The organism is Streptomyces sp. NBC_01275 (assembly GCF_026340655.1).
GTDB lineage: Bacteria > Actinomycetota > Actinomycetes > Streptomycetales > Streptomycetaceae > Streptomyces.
Genome location: NZ_JAPEOZ010000001.1, coordinates 4,494,659 through 4,512,937, shown reverse-complemented (window position 1 = coordinate 4,512,937; position 18,279 = coordinate 4,494,659). Strand labels below are relative to the sequence as shown.

Genomic DNA, 18,279 nt, shown 5'->3' with positions numbered 1-18,279 from the left:
TACTCTAGGAAGCCGGTAACGGCGGAGACGGTGACGGCAGGGACGAGGTGATGCGCGTGGCTCCGGTCGGCGGTACGGCAGTTCAGGACCACGTGGCCCTCGCCGAGATCGAGCTGTGCGGAGAGCTGATCATCGCGGCCTCGGCGGCCGGCGAGGAGCGGCTCAGCCTTGCGAGCATCGACGAGGTGCTGCGGGTGGGGGAAGAGCGGGACGGCCGGGACGGCCGGTGACGGTGTCGGGGGGTGACGTCACGTGCGTAGGAGGCGGGCGATCGCCTTCGTCGCCTCTTCCACCTTCGCGTCGATCTCCGTGCCGCCCTTGAGGGCCGCGTCCGCGACGCAGTGGCGCAGGTGTTCCTCCAGCAGTTGCAGGGCGAAGGACTGCAGGGCCTTGGTGGAGGCGGACACCTGGGTGAGTATGTCGATGCAGTAGGTGTCCTCGTCGACCATGCGCTGCAGGCCGCGGATCTGGCCTTCGATGCGGCGTAGGCGCTTGAGGTGTTCCGCTTTTTGTTTGTGGTAGCCGTGGACTGTCGTGGGTTCTGTCGCGGGTTGTGGTGTGGCTTCCGTTGCGGGTTCCGTTGTCGGTTCGGTGGCCTCGGTGGTCGTCATCGCTTCCTCCAGCACTCCCGCTCCCGACATATACCCCTACTGGGTATATCGTACCGAACTTCGGCGGGTATTCGGCCCGAGCAGCCCCCTTGCCGGTCGCCCTGCTCGATGGGCGACACTGGTGGACGGCCCATTAGCCGTGGCCGGATGATGCGCCTAGCATCAGCCTGACCGAAACCGATGCATCTTGAGGACCCCACGTGCGCTTTCGTCTGACCCCCAGGGAGACGAGCTTCTACGACATGTTCGCCGCATCCGCGGACAACATCGTCACGGGCTCGAAACTCCTCATGGAATTGCTCGGGGCGGACACCGCCGGCCGGGCCGAGATCGCAGAGCGTATGAGGGCCGCGGAACATGCAGGTGACGATGCGACGCACGCGATCTTCCATCAGCTGAACTCCTCGTTCATCACGCCGTTCGACCGTGAGGACATCTACAACCTCGCATCCTGCCTCGACGACATCATGGACTTCATGGAGGAGGCCGTCGACCTGGTCGTCCTCTACAACGTCGAGGACCTGCCCAAGGGCGTCGAGCAGCAGATCGAGGTGCTGGCGCGCGCGGCGGAGCTGACCGCCGAGGCCATGCCGAACCTGCGGACCATGGAGAACCTCACCGAGTACTGGATCGAGGTCAACCGGCTCGAGAACCAGGCCGACCAGATCCACCGGAAGCTGCTCGCCCATCTGTTCAACGGCAAGTACGACGCCATCGAGGTGCTGAAGCTCAAGCAGATCGTGGACGTGCTCGAGGAGGCGGCGGACGCGTTCGAGCACGTGGCGAACACCGTGGAGACCATCGCGGTCAAGGAGTCCTGACCTCTTCATGGACACCTTCGCACTGGTCGTGACCATCTGTGTCGCGCTCGGATTCACCTATACCAACGGCTTCCACGACTCGGCGAACGCCATCGCCACGTCCGTCTCGACACGGGCGCTGACCCCGCGGGCGGCACTGGCCATGGCCGCCGTCATGAACCTCGCCGGCGCGTTCCTCGGAAGCGGCGTCGCGCACACCGTCAGCAGCGGGCTGATCGAGACGCCCGACGGTTCCAAGGGCATGGGAATCCTGTTCTCCGCGCTCGTCGGCGCGATCGTCTGGAACCTCGTCACCTGGTACTTCGGGCTTCCCTCGTCGTCGTCGCACGCGTTGTTCGGCGGGATGGTGGGGGCCGCGCTCGCGGGCGGTACCGACGTCATCTGGTCCGGGGTGCTGGACAAGGTCGTCATCCCGATGTTCCTGTCGCCGGTCGTCGGGCTCGTCGTCGGCTACCTCGTGATGTGCGCCATCATGTGGATCTTCCGGCGGGCCAATCCGCACAAGGCGAAGCGGGGCTTTCGCATAGCTCAGACGGTGTCGGCGGCGGGGATGGCGCTGGGGCACGGCCTGCAGGACGCGCAGAAGACGATGGGCATCGTGGTGATGGCGCTCGTCATCGGCGATGTGCAGGGGGCGGACGATCCGATTCCGGTGTGGGTGAAGATCGCTTGTGCGGTGATGTTGTCGCTCGGGACGTATGCGGGCGGGTGGCGGATCATGCGGACGCTCGGGCGGAAGATCATTGAGTTGGATCCGCCGCAGGGGTTCGCCGCGGAGACCACGGGGGCGTCGATCATGTTCATCTCGGCGTTCCTCTTCAAGGCGCCCATCTCCACCACGCATGTGATCACTTCGGCGATCATGGGGGTGGGGGCGACCAAGCGGGTCAATGCCGTGCGGTGGGGTGTCGCCAAGAACATCGTCCTTGGCTGGTTCATTACGATGCCGGCGGCGGCGCTGGTTGCTGCGTGCGCGTTTTGGATTGTGAATCTGGCGGTTCTGTAGGGGGGGTGGGTGTGGGGGCGGGTCCTGCCCACCCGCCCGCCCGACTCGGTGGGTTGAGAAGTCACCCTTGCCTCGGGGCTCCGCCCCGGACCCTGGCGGGGCTTCGCCCCTGCACCCCGGATCCTCGCCCACCCGCCCGCCCGACTCGGTGGGTTGAGAAGCCACCCTTGCCTCGGGGCTCCGCCCCGGACCCCTGCGGGGACCGCGTCCCCTGCATCCCTGCGGGAGCTTCGCCCCCCCCACGCGTGGTCGCCCACCCAACCCGTGCTGGCCCAGCCCCCTGCTCGCCCCCCCCGCCCTGCTTCGCCCCCCCCACGCTTCGCGTGCCCCCACACACGAGCCCGCCCCCCGGGAGCCGGGGGGCGGGCTCTTGTGGCCTCGCGGTGGCACCGCCATGCAGCACCGCGAGGGGTTCTTGAGGTGGGTGTCGGCTCAGCCGAAGCGGCCCGAGATGTAGTCCTCGGTGGCCTGGACCGACGGGTTGGAGAAGATGCGTTCGGTTTCGTCTATCTCGATCAGCTTGCCGGGCTGGCCCACTGCCGAGAGGTTGAAGAACGCGGTGCGGTCGGAGACGCGGGCGGCCTGCTGCATGTTGTGCGTCACGATGACGATCGTGAAGCGTTCCTTCAGCTCGCCGATGAGGTCCTCGATCGCGAGGGTGGAGATGGGGTCCAGGGCCGAGCACGGCTCGTCCATGAGGAGGACCTTCGGTTCCACCGCGATCGCTCGGGCGATGCAGAGGCGCTGCTGCTGGCCGCCGGACAGGCCCGAACCCGGCTTGTTCAGGCGGTCCTTCACCTCGTTCCAGAGGTTGGCGCCCTTCAGGGACTTCTCGACCACGTCCGCGAGCTCGCTCTTCTTGTACGAGCCGTTCAGGCGCAGGCCCGCCGCCACGTTGTCGAAGATCGACATCGTGGGGAACGGGTTCGGGCGCTGGAAGACCATGCCGATCTCGCGGCGGACCGACACCGGGTCGATGCCGTGGCCGTAGAGGTCCTCGTCGTCCAGGAGGACCTTGCCCTCGACGCGGCCGCCGGGGGTCACCTCGTGCATACGGTTCAGCGTGCGCAGGAACGTCGACTTGCCGCAGCCGGACGGGCCGATGAACGCCGTCACCGAGCGCGGCTCGACCGTCATCGAGATGTCTTCGATCGCCTTGTGGGATCCGTAGTAGGCGGTCAGTCCGCTTACGTCGATTCGCTTGGCCATGTCTTCTACTTCACTTCCAGTTGGTCGCTGAGGGGGGCGGCCGGTCAGCGACCGGTCTTCGGGGCCTTCCAGCGGGCGATGCCGCGAGCCACCAGGTTGAGGATCATCACGAAGGCGATCAGTGTGAGGGACGCCGCCCAGGCACGGTCGTAGGCCGCCGTCGAACCCGCGCTCTGCGAGTACTGCTGGTAGATGTACAGCGGGAGCGACGCCTGCGCACCCTCGAAGGGGTTGGCGTTGATGAACGGGTTTCCGAAGACCAGCAGGAGGACCGGGGCCGTCTCGCCGGCGATGCGGGCGATGGAGAGCATGACGCCCGTGATGATGCCGCCGATCGACGTCGGGACGACCACCTTCAGAATCGTGCGCCACTTCGGCACGCCCAGGGCGAGCGAGGCCTCGCGGAGCTCGTTCGGGACCAGTTTGAGCATTTCCTCGGTCGAGCGTACGACGACCGGCATCATCAGGATCGCCAGGGCCAGGGAGCCCGCGAAGCCGAAGGGCTGCATGTCGAACATCAGCATCAGGCTGAGGATGAAGAGGCCCGCGACGATCGACGGGATGCCCGTCATGACGTCCACGAAGAAGGTCACGGCTTTCGCCAGCGCGCCTCGGCCGTACTCCACCAGGTAGATCGCCGTCAGGATGCCGATCGGGGCGCCGATGAGGGTGGCCAGGCCGACCTGCTCCAGGCTGCCGAGGATGGCGTGGTAGATGCCGCCGCCCGGCTCGGAGTCGGCGACCACGCCCATGGAGTGGGTGAGGAAGTAGAAGTCCAGGACCTTCACGCCCCGGACGATCGTCGTCCAGAGCAGGGAGACCAGCGGGACCACGGCCAGGATGAAGGCCACCCAGACCAGGCTCGTCGCCACTCGGTCCTTCGCCTGGCGGCGGCCCTCGATCCTCGCGGCGATGCCGAACGTGCCGAAGATGAAGAGGAGGCCGGCGATCAGGCCCCACTGGACCTTGCTGTCCAGGCCGCCCACCAGTCCGATGAGGACGGCGAGGACGATCGAGCCGCCGGCGATGGCCCAGGGGGACCACTTGGGGAGGCTGGCGCCTTGCAGGGTGCTGGGGCGCTTCTCCGCGACTGCGCTTGCGTGGCTCATGCGTTGGCCCCCGAGTACTCACTGCGGCGGGCGATGATCATGCGTGCCGCGCCGTTGACCAGCAGGGTGATGACGAAGAGGACGAGACCGGAGGCGATGAGCGCGTCACGGCCGAACTCCGTCGCCTCGTTGAACTTGCTGGCGATGTTCTGGGCGAAGGTGCCGCCGCCCGGGTTCAGCAGGCTGGCGTGGATGTCGAAGTCCGGGGAGAGGACGGTGGCCACCGCCATGGTCTCGCCCAGCGCTCGGCCCAGGCCCAGCATCGACGCCGAGATCACTCCGGAGCGGCCGAAGGGGATCACCGAGATCCGGACGACCTCCCAGCGGGTGGCGCCCAGCGCCAGGGCCGCCTCCTCGTGCATCCGCGGGACCTGGCGGAACACCTCGCGACTGACGTTGGTGATGATCGGCAGGATCATGATCGCCAGGAGGACGCCGACGGTGAGCATCGAACGCGGCGCGCCCTCGTCCCAGGAGAAGACCCCGGTCCAGCCGAAGTAGTCGTTCAGCCAGCCGAACAGGCCGTCCATGTGCGGGACGAGGATCAGCGCGCCCCACAGGCCGTACACGATGGACGGGACGGCGGCGAGCAGGTCGATCACGTACGAGATCGGGCCGCTCAGCCGACGCGGGGCGTAGTGCGTGATGAACAGGGCGATGGCCACCGCGATCGGGACCGCGATGACCATGGCGATGATCGACGACACGACCGTGCCGAAGGCCAGGACCGCGATGCCGAACTTCGGCGGGACCAGGCCGGTGTTCCACTCGAAGGTGGTGAGGAAGTTGGCGTCGTCCTTGCTGATGGCGAGGAAGGCGCGGTAGGTGAGGAAGGCCGCGATCGCGGCCATGACCACCAACAGGAAGATGCCCGAGCCGCGGGAGAGACCGAGGAAGATCCGGTCGCCGGGTCGGGTGGCGCCGCGGGCCGCGCGCTTCTGCTCGAGCGCGGTCTGCGGGGCGGTGGGGGGCGGAGTGTCGTCCGTGTCTGTCTTCTGCGTCGATATGTCCATGGGGTTCTCCGGTCTGCGGAGCCGCGCGCTCGTGGGGCGGCGGCTCGGGCGGGGCCGGGTGTGCGGGCGGCCCCTGGCGGCGGTGCACCGGACGGTGCGGCCCGGACCGGGTACCCCGGTGCCGGGCCGCACCTTCAGATCAGCTCAGGCCCTCGATGGTGGTGCGGACCTTGGAGATGATGGCGTCGGGGACGGGCGCGTAGTCGATGCCCGAGAGGATGCCCTGGCCGTCCTCGCTGGCGATGTAGCGCAGGAACGCCTTGGTGGCCGGCAGGGTGGCGGCCTTGTTGCCCTTGTCGCAGACGATCTCGTACGTGACCAGGGTGATCGGGTAGGCGCCGTCGGCCTTGGTCGCGTAGTTCAGCTGGAGCGAGAGGTCGCTGCCGGTGCCGACGACCTTGGCGTCCGCGATCGCCTTGGTGGCGCCGTCGGAGGAGGCCTCGACCGGGGCGGAGGCGCCGGTGTCGATGGCGACGGGGTTCAGACCGTCCTTGGCGTACGACAGCTCCATGTAGCCGATGGCGCCGTTGGTCTGCTTGACGCCCTGCGCGACGCCGGAGGAGCCGGCCGCGGACTGGCCGCCCTTGGCCTGCCAGGCCTTGCCGCCGGAGTAGGGCCAGTCGGTCTTGGCGGTGGCGATCAGGTACTTGGTGAAGTTGTCCGTGGTGCCGGACTCGTCCGAGCGGTGGTACGGCTGGATCTTCAGGTCGGGCAGCTTCGCGTCGGGGTTGAGCGTCGCGATGGCCTTGTCGTTCCAGTTGGTGATCTTGCCGTTGAAGATCTTGGCGATCGTCGCGGCGTCCAGGGTGAGCTTGTCCACGCCCGACACGTTGAACGCGACGGCGATCGGGCCGCCGACCATCGGCAGGTCGATGCCCTGGCCGCCGGAGCAGACCGACTTGGAGGCGGTGACCTCTTCGGGCTTCAGCGCGGAGTCCGAGCCGGCGAAGGCGACCTGGCCCTGTGTGAACGCGGTGACGCCGGCGCCCGAGCCGGAGCCCTTGTAGTTCACCTGGACGCCGCTGCAGGCCTGCGTGAAGTTCTTGACCCAGGCGTCGATCGCGTTCTTCTGCGCGGAGGAGCCGTCGGCGAGGAGCTGGCCCTTGGCGTCGTCACACTTGATGGAGCCCGCGGCGGCCGTGGCGGAGCTGCTGCTGCCGCTGCTCGAGCCGGTGTCGTCGGAGCCGCACGCCGTGAGGGCCAGGGCGCCGGAGACGGCGAGAGCACCGAGGGAGAGGGCCCGCCGGTTCATGCGCTGAAGCTTCACTTGAGGGAGATCCTTCCAGGAGCCGCCGTCCTGAATTCCGGCGGCGTGCGGAGTCTGCTTGGCATGGCGGCGTCCCGTCAGGTCGCGTGCCGCACCGTGTAAGGCCGAAATTAGGCAGATCAGGTGAAGCCGCCTACGGGCGTGGGTGAACGGGGGGTGAACCCCTGGGGACGGTGCGGTTAGGTCACGGAACGCTCACGTCGAGGACACGGCGGGATCCCGGATTTCGGTCCGGGTCGTGGTCCGGACGGCGATCCAGGTGGGCCATGTGGTGACCCGGGTCACTTTGCGGATCATGCCGCGTGCAGGACGTCCAGCAGCGCGTCCACGAGGGTGCGGTCCCTCGGCTGGGTGAGCCGGACGCGGGCGGCCGGCGGGGGGAGCCACAGCAGCCGGTCCACCTCGTCGTTCGGGGCGAAGGCGCCGGCGACCGCCTCGGCAGCCCAGTAGCGGACCTGCTTGGGGCGGCCGTTCGCCTCGTAGTCCACCGTGGGCAGGCGGGTACCGGGCGCGGCGCGGTAGCCCGTCTCCTCCTCGACCTCGCGCAGTGCGCCGGCCAGGGGGGCCTCGCCGTGCTTCAGCTTGCCCTTGGGGTGCGACCAGTCGTCGTACTTGGGTCGGTGAACGAGGCACACCTCCAGTTCACCGTCGACGGGGGATCGCCGCCACAGGACGCAGCCGGCCGCCTGGACGGTGTCGTCGGTGCTCCCGGTCGCCGGGATGTCGGCGCCGTCGTCGTTCGGAGAGCTCATGTGGTCCTCGCCGCCTGCCGGGTCAAGGAGTGCCGATGGATCGGTGAGTCAAGGAGTGGCGATGAATCAGGGAGTGCCGAGGATCTGCTTCTGCCACGACCGCTGGAACGCGTACCGCGCGGCCTCCACCTCGTGCCGCTGGTCGGCGTGCAGCACGCCGAGCGCGTACGCCGTGGCCGGCGCGATGCGGGGCGTACGGGCCGCCTGGGCCGCCGCGGACGCCGCCTCCGACGCGTCGCGGTGCCGGTCGAGGGCCTGGCCGGCGGAGAGCGTCCGGACGTCCAGGGGCGTGCCGCGGCCGTGGCGGACCTCGCACGCGTAGCGGTGCAGGCGCAGCAGGAGGCGGACCTGGTGCCAGGGGGCGTCCTGCGGATGCGGGGCCGGGTCCGGGGAGAGGCCGTGCACCAGGGCCTCCGCGTTGTACGGGCTGCCCGCGGTGACCAGGGGGAGCACGCCGACGGCGTCCGCGAGGCGCTCCTCGGCGGCGGTGGCGAGCAGGTGGAGGTCGGTGGCGGGGGCGGCGGGGGTCAGGGGGACCTCGCTGGCCAGTACGGCGACCTTGTCGGCGACCGCGTGGAAGCGGGAGGAGCCGAGCGCCTGGAGGGCGGTGCTGTGGGCCCGGGTGCGGGCGAGGGTCAGCTGGCGGTCGAGGAGGGCGCCTGCCTTGGCCGCGCCCACGGTGAGGCTGCCGCGGTCCGGGGCGGGCGGCGCCTGACGGGTCGGGGTGGTGCCGGGCGCCGCTGCGGAGGGGCGAGCGCTCATGGCCGTACCGGATCTGCCGGATGCGCTCAAGGTCGTAATGGACGCACCGGACGCACCGGACGCACCGGACGCACCGGACGCACCGGACGCACCGGACGCACCGGGTGCACCCGTGGGGGCGCCGGACGGCTGGGGCGGCACCGTCGTCGAGCCGGACAGGCGGTGCAGTGCCAGCAACAGCCTTTCCAGGCGGGCCTCGTAGGCGTGCTCCAGGGCCAACGTGCCCGACACCCAGGCCAGTTCGGGGCGGATCTCCTCGGACCAGGCGGGGTCCAGGAGCGGGTGGAAGGTGTGCAGGCTGCCGCTGATGCGGCGGGCCGAGCGGCGCAGGGCGCGCGCCGCGTCGACCGCGTCCGCCGTGCCGTTCGCGGACCCGCCCGCGCCTCCGCCTCCGCCTCCGGTCTCCCGGTGCAGGCGCAGTGCGCGCAGGAAGTCCGTGGCCTGGGCCCGGAGATAGCCCGCGAGGGCCTCTCCGGTGACGGGCGCGCCTGCCTCCGCGTGCCCGTCCCGCTCGGCGGAGTCGGAGTCCCGCCGGCCCGTCAGGTCATGGTGTCGCTGTGCCACGCCGGCGCCTCCGGGCGTCTATGAGCATCTCCTGGACATTGCGCAGGGGCGCGCCGTCCGCGTCGGTCGCGTGCCGGGTCCACTCGCCGTCCGGGCCGAGGTGCCAGGAGGCGGTGGTGTCCGACATGCCGGTCTCCAGCATCCGGTTCAGGGCCGCCCGGTGGGCCGGGTCGACGACCCTGACCAGGGCCTCGATACGGCGGTCGAGGTTGCGGTGCATCATGTCGGCGCTGCCGATCCACACCTCGGGCTCGCCGCCGTTGCCGAAGCCGAAGACGCGGGAGTGCTCGAGGAAGCGGCCGAGTATCGAGCGGACCTTGATGTGGTCCGACAGGCCCGGCACGCCGGGGCGGATCGCGCAGATGCCGCGCACCCAGATGTCCACGGGCACGCCCGCCTGGGACGCGCGGTAGCAGGCGTCGATGAGCGCCTCGTCGACGATGGAGTTGACCTTGATGCGGACGTGCGCGGGACGTCCGGCACGGTGGTGCTGGACCTCCTTGTCGATCCGTGAGATCAGGCCGTCGCGCAGGGACTTGGGGGCGACCAGCAGACGGCGGTAGGTCTCGCGGCGGGAGTACCCGGAGAGCCGGTTGAAGAGGTCGGAGAGGTCCGCGCCGACCTGCGGGTCGGCGGTGAGCAGGCCGAGGTCCTCGTACAGCCGGGCGGTCTTCGGGTGGTAGTTGCCGGTGCCGACGTGGCAGTAGCGCCGGAGCGTGTCGCCCTCCTGGCGGACCACGAGCGACAGCTTGCAGTGGGTCTTCAGACCGACCAGGCCGTACACGACGTGGCAGCCGGCCTCCTCCAGCTTGCGCGCCCACTTGATGTTGGCGTGCTCGTCGAAGCGGGCCTTGATCTCGACCAGGACGAGGACCTGCTTGCCGGCCTCGGCGGCCTCGATGAGCGCGTCGACTATGGGGGAGTCGCCCGAGGTCCGGTACAGGGTCTGCTTGATGGCGAGGACGTCCGGGTCGGCGGCCGCCTGCTCCAGGAAGGCCTGGACGGAGGTGGAGAAGCTGTCGTACGGGTGGTGCAGGAGCACGTCCCGGTTGCGCAGGGCGGCGAAGATGTCGGGCGCGGAGGCGGACTCCACCTCGGCGAGGTCGCGGTGGGTGCCCGCGATGAACTTCTGGTACTTCAGCTCGGGCCGGTCGAGCGAGTGGATGCGGAACAGACCGGTGAGGTCGAGCGGGCCGGGCAGCGGATAGACCTCGGCCTCGGAGATCTTCAGCTCGCGCACCAGCAGGTCGAGGACGTCGCGGTCGATGGACTCCTCCACCTCCAGCCGCACCGGCGGCCCGAAGCGGCGCCGCATGAGCTCCTTCTCCAGGGCCTGGAGCAGGTTCTCGGCGTCGTCCTCCTCGACCTCGAGGTCCTCGTTGCGGGTGAGCCGGAACGCGTGGTGCTCCAGCACCTCCATGCCCGGGAACAGCTCCTCCAGATGGGCGCCGATGACGTCCTCGATCGGGACGTAGCGGCCCGGGGAGCTCTCCAGGAAGCGGGACAGCAGCGGCGGCACCTTGACGCGCGCGAAGTGCTTGTGGCCGCTGACGGGGTTGCGTACGACGACCGCGAGGTTCAGCGAGAGACCCGAGATGTACGGGAAGGGGTGCGCGGGGTCGACGGCGAGGGGGGTGAGGACCGGGAAGATCTGGTGCCGGAAGAGCGTGAACAGGCGGGCCTGCTCCTTCTCCGTCAGCTCGCTCCAGCGGACCAGGTGGATGCCCTCCTCCGCGAGGGCGGGGGCGATGTCCTCGTGGTAGGTCGCGGCATGCCGGGCCATGAGCTCGCGCGAGCGGGCCCAGATCATCTCCAGGACCTCGCGGGGCTGGAGGCCGGAGGCGGAGCGGGTGGCGACGCCGGTGGCGATCCGGCGCTTCAGGCCGGCCACCCGGACCATGAAGAACTCGTCGAGGTTGCTCGCGAAGATGGCGAGGAAGTTCGCCCGTTCGAGGAGAGGCGTGTTCGGGTCCTCGGCGAGTTCCAGGACGCGCTCGTTGAAGGCGAGCCAGCTGCGCTCTCGGTCGAGGAAACGACCCTGGGGAAGCTGTGGCCCGTCGTACGGCGACTCCTCGTACTCGTCGAGGTCGGCGTCGATGTCGGGTTCCAGGTCGGAGACCGCGGCGGACACCGTGTGCGGGCGGTGCGCGGCTATGGAGCCCACGGAGGGCTGCGCGTGCTGGACCTCGGCCGGGGCGTGTGACTGGCTCATGGACCCATTCTTCCGCGCCAACAGCGTGACCGGCGCGTCGGAACGTGCGGGCGGGATCGCGGCGGTGCTTCCCTCGGGGTGATTTCCCTCGGGAGGCGGCGAAGGCTCGGGCACGACGGGCTTCATTCAGCGAGCGTCGCAAGGTCGTCTGAACCGACGGTTACGGAGACATGGCGTGCGGGATATCGGGGGGCGGCTCGCGGGGGTCGCGCCGGCCCGGACAGCCCTGGGGACAGCCGGATGTCAGGCGGCCGGTGTACGTCCTTCCCCCCGTGGAGGGACGTACACCGGCCGGTTCGTGGTGTTCGCTGCTCGGCTCTCAGCCGGTCGGGAGGGCGGCTGCCGTGCGGCGGCGCAGGACGCGGAACGCGGCGAAGGTCGCGAGGGCGGCGACGGCGAGGAGGATCCCGGTCTCCACGAGCTGCAGGGGCCAGAAGTGGGAGGCGGGGTGGTAGGTGACGTAGTAGCCGGTCACGCCGAGGTCGTCCAGGCAGCGGCTGATGTCGGCGCTCGAGCCGTTGCACTCCCAGTAGGCGACGTTCGGGGTGGGGTGTCCGTGGATGAGGGCGCCGTTCTCCAGCTGCCACGCGTTGAGGGGGGTCTCCAGGTCGTCCGTCGCCGCGGTGCGGGTCACGGTCGGCCAGAAGGACGCGCGGTACTCGGCCAGGACGAGGTTGAGCAGCCAGATCGCGGCGACCGACACGCCGAGCGCGGGCAGGGCGCGGCGGAGCAGGAGCCCGGCGAGGGCGCCGACGGCGAGTGCGCACAGGGCGTAGCCGAGCGTGGCCGGGCCGCGGGCCAGGAATATGTCGGGGGACATCCACTCGAGGAGCAGCTCCCGGTACGCGGACCAGGTCCAGCGGAACGTCAGGACCAGGACGGCGGTGCCGAGCGTGAGGACGGCCGCGGGGACGGCGAGCTTGGCGGCGAGCCAGCGGGCGGGGGAGACGCCCTGCGTCCAGGCGAGGTGCGCGGTGCCGTTCTCCAGCTCGCGGCCGATCAGCGACCCGCCCGCGAAGGCGGCGACGGCGAGGAAGGAGTAGCCGATCAGCAGGCATATCCAGCCGGCCGGTCCGCTGAAGCCGGGCAGGCCGATCATCGTCAGATCGCACCAGTCCTGGCTCGCCCGGTCACAGGCGTCCAGCGCCGCGCTCTCCTTGTCGGCGGTCACCTCGGTGAGCCACACCAGCCAGCCGGTGAGACCGACCACGGTGACGGCCCAGACGACGAGCGAGGCCCGGTGCAGCCGCAGCACCGTCCGCACGACGCCCCAGCCGCCGTCCCGGTCGACGGCCACGGGCCTCGCGGCCGGACTCCCGCCGGAGCCGACGGGACGGGGGCTGCTCTCGGCGGCTACGGCGCTCGTACGGCGGTCTCCCGGGCTTTCGGCGCCTGCCTTGATCTCCTGGGTCTCCTGGGTCTCCTGGGCGGTGCGCCGGGTGGCGGTCGAGCGCCTGAGCAGGGCGAACGCGGCCACGGTGAGGACGGCGGCGAAGGCCAGCACAAGGGCGGTCGTGGTCAGCTGCAGGGGCCAGTAATGGGACTGGGGGTGGTACGTGGTGTAGAAGCCGGTGGCGTCGAGCTTGTCGTACACGGCGACGCAGCCGGGGGTCGCGGACGTCGCCCCGCAGCCGGGGTCGGCGAGGTGCGCGCCGGTGGAGGTGACCAGGCCCGAGTCGACTTCCAGGCCCACGCCCAGGTAGCCGTCGGTCAGGCTGGAGACGCGGGTGACGGCCGGCCACAGGTGCGGCATCGCCTCGTCGGCGACGACCCGTGCGGCGACGACCAGGCCCAGGGCGAGCGTCAGCGCGGGCAGCGTACGGCGCAGCAGCAGGCCCGCGAAGGCCCCGCCGGCCAGGCCCGTGAGGGCGAGGGCGACCGTGACGGGGCTGTTGGCGTGCAGGGTCGTGATGTCGTACCAGCTCTTGGCGGTGCCGATGCGGCCCTCGCCCGCCGACCAGGCCAGACGGTGCAGCGCGACCAGCAGGCCGGTGCCCGTGGCGACGAGGACGGCGGGCACGGCGAGCTTCGTGGCCAGCCAGCGGACCGGCGACACGTTCTGCGTCCAGGCGAGCTGCGCGGTGCCGTGTTCCAGCTCGCGGCCGAACAGGGCGGCGCCCGCCCAGGGGGCGACGAGGAAGGGGAGCGCCACCAGGGCGAGGGTCGTGTAGTCGTACACGTCCTTGTAGCGGCCGATCGCGTCCCGGTCGTACGCGCACGGCCGGCTGTCGCCGCAGGCGTGGTACTGCCGCCAGGCCGTGGCCGCCGCGTCGGTCAGCGGACCCCACAGCCACAGCAGGCCGAGGGCGAGTACGACGACGAGGGCGGCCCAGAGGTACAGGGCGGGGCGGTGCAGGCGCAGCAGCCAGCGCACGCGGGCGAATGCGGAGCCGGGGGAGTCGGCGGAGCCGGTGGGGGCTGCGGAGGCCGGTGGGGTCGCGGGGGCCGGGGAGCCGAGGGCGAGGACGGTCACGCCACCGCCTCCTCGGACTCGGCCGGGGTGAGGGGCGCGGCCTGCGGGTTGCGCAGATAGGCGAGGACCAGCTCCTCCAGGGAGGGCGTCGCGGTACGCCACCCGGCGGGAAGCGGGCCCGCGGGGCGCACGAGCGCGGTGAGCTGACGCCCGGTGACACGGGACTCGACGACGGTGTGGGGGGAGAGGGCGGTGAGGGCGGGAGCGGGGGACTTCGTGCTTGCGGGCTCGGCGTCTGTCGGCTCGGCGCCTGTCGGCTTGGCGTGCGTCTGCGTCTCCGTCGGCTCGGGATCCGTCGTTGCGTGCACGCGCGTGTGGGCGGCGAGCAGGTCGTCGATCTCGCCGGCCAGCCGGACCCGGCCGCCGCCGACGAGCAGCAGATGGTCGCAGGAGTCCTCCAGCTCGGCGACCACGTGCGAGGACATCACGATCGTCGTGCCGTGCTGCGCCGCCTGCACCATGAGCGCGCCCATCAGCTCGTGGCGGGCCAGCGGGTCGAGGTCGGCCATCGGCTCGTCGAGGAGGAGCAGCTCGGGCCGCTTGGCGAGGGCCAGGGCGAGTGCGACGCGGGTGCGCTGGCCGCCGGAGAGGGAGCGGATCTTCTTCTTGGGGTCGAGATCGCCGGTAGAAACGATCTGCTGTGCCGTTTCGGCGTCCCAGCGGCCCGGGTTGAGATCGGCGCCCACGAGCAGCGTGTCGGCCACGCTGAGCTGCGGGTAGAGCGGCTTGTCCTGGGCGACGTACCCGACACGCGCGCGTGCCGACGCCGGGTCCGTGCCGAGGACGGTGACCGTGCCCTCGGAGGGGGCCAGCAGGCCGGCGGCGAGGGCGAGGAGCGTGGACTTGCCCGCTCCGTTGGGCCCGACGACGGCGCAGACGCGTCCGGCGGGCAGCCGGAACGTGCAGTCGCGCAGCGCCCAGCCCCCGCGTCGGCCGAAGCGCTTGCCGAGCGCGGTTGCCGCCATGGCGGTGTCGGTCATGAGGGGTCTCCCGGGGAGTGCTGCCGCTCTTCGCGGGCAGTGAGGTCGTCTTCGGCGGTGGGGCGGGGGGCAGGCGGGTCGGGCGGGTTGCGCAAGTCGGGGAGGTCGGGGGGGTCGGGCAGGCCTGGCGGGTCGGGCGGGTCGGGCGGGTCGGGCAGACCGGGCGGGGCGAAGTGCGCGTCGGGCACGGCGAAGTGTTCGTCCAGCACGGCGGTGAAGAGCGCGGCCACGTCGTCGCGGTCCAGCCCGGCCGCCCCGGCCCGGACGGCCCAGCCGTCCAGTTCGGTGCGCAGGGGGGAGTCGGCCGGGGCGGTGTTCAGCCCGCGCCGTACGAAGGTGCCGAGGCCGCGGCGGGCCTCCACCAGCCCGTCGCGCTCCAGCTCGCGGTACGCCTTCAGCACGGTGTTCGGGTTGATGGCGGTCGCCTCGACGACCTCGCGGGCGGTCGGCAGCTTGTCGCCGGGCCGCAGCACGCCCAGGCGCAGGGCCTGTTTGGTCTGCTGGACGATCTGCACATAGGTGGCGACGCCGCTGTGCCGGTCGATGCGGTACTCGACCACTCCTTCCACCACCCTTTCACTAATTGAGTAGTGAAAGGGTGGTGGAAGGAGGTGGTGGAAGTCAAGGGCCGGCCGGGACGCCGGCGCTTTTCCGGGCCTCGAAAATTGGGTCGCCGAGTCGTGAACCGATCGGCAGGGCTCGTCCGATGAGGGGATGTGAGCGAAACGAGAAGCGACGGGGAGCTGCTGCGAGCCATCGCGGCGGACGGGGACCGTCACGCCTTCGAGGAGCTGTACCGGCGGTACGCGCCGTGGCTGACCGCGCGCATGCGCAGCCGCTGCGCCGACGCCGGGATAGTCGACGACGTCGTACAGGAGACGTTCCTCGCGGTGTGGCGCGGCACCGCCCGATATCGCGAGGAGGGCGACGTGGCGGGCTGGCTGTGGCGCATCGGCGCGCGGCGGCTGGTCGACGCGGTGCGCGGCGACGGTGCGCGCGGCCGGCTGCGCCAGGCGCTGGCCCGGCTGCGCCATCGCGACGAGGCGTCGGCGGAGGAGCGCGTGCTCGCGGGGGTGGAGCACGGGGACCTCGCCGGCGCCCTCACCCGCCTCTCACCGGAGCTGCGGGCCGTCCTTCAGGCCACCGTCATCGACGGGCTCACCACCCGGGAGGCTGCCGTCCTGCTCGGCATCCCGCCCGGCACGGTCAAGACACGGGCCCTGCGAGCCCGCAAGCAACTGCGAGAGGCGCTGGCATGAGGCGGTACGAGAACGGGGGCGGCCTGCGCGAGCGCGGGGGACCGTCGCCGGCGGCCGAGGGTTCCGAGGGTCCCGGGGGACCTGATGGACCCGGGGGATCTCAGGGGCCCGACGGGCTTGAGGAGGCCGTGATCGTGAGACGGCGGGACATAAGCGGGGGCGGTCCGCGCGCAGGCGTGGGGGCCGAGCGGCTGAAGGAGGCGCTGGCATGACGTGGCACGTGGCTGAAGAGGATCTGCGGGCGTACGCGCAGGGCACGCTGGCGCCGCCCCTGCTGTGGTCCGCCGACACGCATCTCACCGGGTGCGCGCAGTGCCGGGCCCGGCTCGCGCACAGCACCGACCCGGTGGCGCTGGACGCCGGCTGGGAGCGGCTGGACGCGGAGCTGGACGCGCCGCGCCAGGGCCTGTTCGAGCGGCTGCTGGTGCGGCTCGGCGTGGCCGACCACACCGCCCGGCTGCTGACGGCGACCCCGATACTGCGCCGGTCCTGGCTGCTGGCGGTGCTGCTCCTGCTGGGCACGACCGTGCTGGCCGTGCATGTGGTGGGCCGGCCCGCGCTGTTCCTCGCGCTCGCCCCGCTGCTTCCGCTCGCCGGCGTCGCCCTGTCCTTCGGGCCGACCCTCGACCCGACGTACGAGATGGCGGTGGTCGCCCCGCTGCACGGCTTCCGGCTGCTGATGATCCGCACGGTCGCGGTGCTCACCGCGGGCCTGGCCCTCAACGGCCTGGCGACCCTGGCCCTTCCGGGGTACGGGCTGCTCGCCCTGGCCTGGCTGCTGCCCGCGCTCGCCCTCACCGCGACGGCTCTCGCGCTGACCTCGCGGCTGGGCCCGGTCCTGGCGCATTCGCTGGTCACCGGCGGCTGGCTGACGCTGCTGCTGACGGCACAGGCCCCGGACACGTCCACCGCGCTCTCCCCCTTCACGACGGCCGGACAGTCGGCCGCGGCGGCGGTCGCGGCCCTCGCCGCCCTGCTGCTCTACAAGGCACGCGACCGCTTCGACGCCCGCCCGGTGGGCGGCTTCACGGACGGGGGCGCGCTGTGACACCGCGGGCAGCGGCGGTATCGCCGACATCGCCGACAGCACTGACATCGCCGACAGCACTGACATCGCCGACGCCGTTCCCGACGGTCACCGGCCCGGGCTGCGGTACGGCGGCGTCGTCGTCAGCAGTCCATCGGACCGGAGGCCGGACCTCTTCGCGGACGACCAGCCCGACCCGCGCCCCTGTCCGCGGCAGGCGCTTCGCCGTCCACCGCCCTTCGACCTCGCCCGCCCACCGGACGACCTGGAGTTCCGCATGACCACCGCACCCACCACCCTGACGGCCACCGGCCTGTCCCTGCGCTACGGCGGTACCCATGCCCTCGACGGGGTCTCGCTGCGGCTGACCCGGGGCGTGACCGGGCTGCTCGGTCCCAACGGCGCGGGAAAGACCACCCTGTTGCGGGTGCTGGCCACCGCGGTGCCGCCCGACGGGGGCGAGTTCACGGCCCTCGGCCACGACCCCGGCACCGCCGCCGGTCGCCTCGCCCTGCGTCGCGAGCTCGGCTATCTGCCCCAGACTCCCGGATTCCACCCGGAGTTCACGGCCTTCGAGTTCGTCGACTACGTGGCGATCCTGAAGGAGGCGACGGACCGCGGCGCCCGCCATCGCGAGGTGCGGCGCGTGCTGGACGCCGTCGACCTCGCGGACGTGCGCGGCAAGCGGCTCAAGCGGCTGTCCGGCGGAATGCTGCAGCGCGTCGCGCTCGCCGCCGCCCTCGTCGGCGACCCCGGCTTCCTCGTCCTGGACGAGCCGACCGTCGGCCTCGACCCCGAACAGCGCATGCGTTTCAGGGAGTTGATCGCCCAGGCGGGCGAGGGCCGCACTGTGCTGCTGTCCACCCACCAGACGGAGGACGTGGCGATGCTCTGCCACCGGGTCGTGGTCCTGGCCCATGGCCGTGTCCACTTCGAAGGCACCCCCGCCGACCTCACGGCCCGCGCCGCCGGCCGGGTCTGGAGCGGCACGGAACGCGATCCGAACGCCAAGGCCGGCTGGCGCACCGGCGCCGGCTCCTTCCGCAACGTCGGCGACCCGCCGACGGGCGCCGACCTGCTCGAACCCACCCTGGAAGACGGCTATCTGCTGGCCCTCGACGGCGAGAGCACGGAGGTGACGGCATGAGCACCTCGGCTTCCCAGGGCCCCCAGGCCTCCCAGGCCTCTGCGGTCACTTCGGCCTCTGCGGTCAC

Annotated in this window: 16 protein-coding genes and 1 pseudogene; 6 read left to right on the top strand and 11 right to left on the bottom strand. The window is 71.3% G+C overall.

The window, feature by feature from the left end:
* The first annotated feature begins 50 nt into the window (after positions 1-50).
* A complete protein-coding gene (locus tag OG562_RS19770; RefSeq protein WP_266399585.1) occupies positions 51-230 on the top strand; it encodes a hypothetical protein in 180 nt (59 codons plus the stop codon).
* A gap of 18 nt (positions 231-248) precedes the next feature.
* Here OG562_RS19770 and OG562_RS19765 read toward each other — a convergent pair whose 3' ends face one another.
* Positions 249-611 (bottom strand): metal-sensitive transcriptional regulator, encoded by a 363-nt coding sequence (locus OG562_RS19765; RefSeq protein ID WP_266399582.1) that lies wholly within the window; start codon positions 609-611, stop codon positions 249-251.
* Positions 612-811: 200 nt separating this feature from the next.
* On the opposite strand from OG562_RS19765, the gene OG562_RS19760 reads away from it, so the two are divergent.
* Together OG562_RS19760 and OG562_RS19755 are read left to right on the top strand one after the other, a co-directional pair.
* Complete coding sequence (locus OG562_RS19760; RefSeq protein WP_266399581.1) at positions 812-1,432, top strand: DUF47 domain-containing protein; 621 nt, start codon at positions 812-814, stop codon at positions 1,430-1,432.
* Between the two features lie 7 nt (positions 1,433-1,439).
* Entirely contained in the window at positions 1,440-2,438 is a 999-nt protein-coding gene (locus OG562_RS19755) for an inorganic phosphate transporter (RefSeq protein WP_266399580.1), read from the top strand.
* Between the two features lie 432 nt (positions 2,439-2,870).
* On the opposite strand, the gene pstB is transcribed toward OG562_RS19755, so the two are convergent.
* From pstB to OG562_RS19705, 10 genes and pseudogenes are all read right to left on the bottom strand, one after another.
* Positions 2,871-3,647 (bottom strand): phosphate ABC transporter ATP-binding protein PstB, encoded by a 777-nt coding sequence (pstB, locus tag OG562_RS19750; RefSeq protein ID WP_266399579.1) that lies wholly within the window; start codon positions 3,645-3,647, stop codon positions 2,871-2,873.
* Between the two features lie 44 nt (positions 3,648-3,691).
* The gene (pstA, locus tag OG562_RS19745; RefSeq protein WP_266399577.1) at positions 3,692-4,756 is read right to left on the bottom strand and encodes a phosphate ABC transporter permease PstA; all 1,065 of its coding nucleotides are present in this window, start codon (positions 4,754-4,756) and stop codon (positions 3,692-3,694) included.
* On the bottom strand, positions 4,753-5,769 hold the full coding sequence (pstC, locus tag OG562_RS19740; RefSeq protein ID WP_266399575.1) for a phosphate ABC transporter permease subunit PstC: 1,017 nt from the start codon (positions 5,767-5,769) through the stop codon (positions 4,753-4,755). The genes pstA and pstC overlap by 4 nt, the downstream gene beginning before the upstream one ends.
* 139 nt (positions 5,770-5,908) lie before the next feature.
* Positions 5,909-7,036, bottom strand: a complete 1,128-nt coding sequence (gene pstS / locus OG562_RS19735; protein ID WP_266399573.1) for a phosphate ABC transporter substrate-binding protein PstS — start codon at positions 7,034-7,036, stop codon at positions 5,909-5,911.
* A gap of 293 nt (positions 7,037-7,329) precedes the next feature.
* Positions 7,330-7,788, bottom strand: a complete 459-nt coding sequence (locus OG562_RS19730) for an NUDIX hydrolase (RefSeq protein WP_266399572.1) — start codon at positions 7,786-7,788, stop codon at positions 7,330-7,332.
* Positions 7,789-7,854: 66 nt separating this feature from the next.
* The gene (locus OG562_RS19725; protein WP_266409399.1) at positions 7,855-8,979 is read right to left on the bottom strand and encodes a CHAD domain-containing protein; all 1,125 of its coding nucleotides are present in this window, start codon (positions 8,977-8,979) and stop codon (positions 7,855-7,857) included.
* A 115-nt stretch (positions 8,980-9,094) separates the two neighbouring features.
* Positions 9,095-11,326 (bottom strand): RNA degradosome polyphosphate kinase, encoded by a 2,232-nt coding sequence (locus OG562_RS19720; RefSeq protein ID WP_266399569.1) that lies wholly within the window; start codon positions 11,324-11,326, stop codon positions 9,095-9,097.
* Between the two features lie 319 nt (positions 11,327-11,645).
* Entirely contained in the window at positions 11,646-13,799 is a 2,154-nt protein-coding gene (locus OG562_RS46030; RefSeq protein WP_323187536.1) for a hypothetical protein, read from the bottom strand.
* Positions 13,796-14,779: an ABC transporter ATP-binding protein gene (locus tag OG562_RS19710; RefSeq protein ID WP_266399566.1), complete on the bottom strand. Its 984-nt coding sequence runs from the start codon at positions 14,777-14,779 to the stop codon at positions 13,796-13,798. Before OG562_RS19710 ends, OG562_RS46030 begins: the two co-directional genes overlap by 4 nt.
* Before the next feature lie 191 nt (positions 14,780-14,970).
* Positions 14,971-15,339: pseudogene (locus OG562_RS19705) on the bottom strand (GntR family transcriptional regulator); the annotation flags it as partial.
* A 156-nt stretch (positions 15,340-15,495) separates the two neighbouring features.
* On the opposite strand from OG562_RS19705, the gene OG562_RS19700 reads away from it, so the two are divergent.
* From OG562_RS19700 to OG562_RS19690, 3 genes are all read left to right on the top strand, one after another.
* The gene (locus OG562_RS19700) at positions 15,496-16,038 is read left to right on the top strand and encodes an RNA polymerase sigma factor (RefSeq protein ID WP_266399563.1); all 543 of its coding nucleotides are present in this window, start codon (positions 15,496-15,498) and stop codon (positions 16,036-16,038) included.
* Between the two features lie 208 nt (positions 16,039-16,246).
* On the top strand, positions 16,247-17,086 hold the full coding sequence (locus OG562_RS19695) for a zf-HC2 domain-containing protein (protein WP_266399560.1): 840 nt from the start codon (positions 16,247-16,249) through the stop codon (positions 17,084-17,086).
* Between the two features lie 256 nt (positions 17,087-17,342).
* On the top strand, positions 17,343-18,212 hold the full coding sequence (locus tag OG562_RS19690; RefSeq protein ID WP_266399558.1) for an ABC transporter ATP-binding protein: 870 nt from the start codon (positions 17,343-17,345) through the stop codon (positions 18,210-18,212).
* The last annotated feature ends 67 nt before the right edge of the window (positions 18,213-18,279 follow it).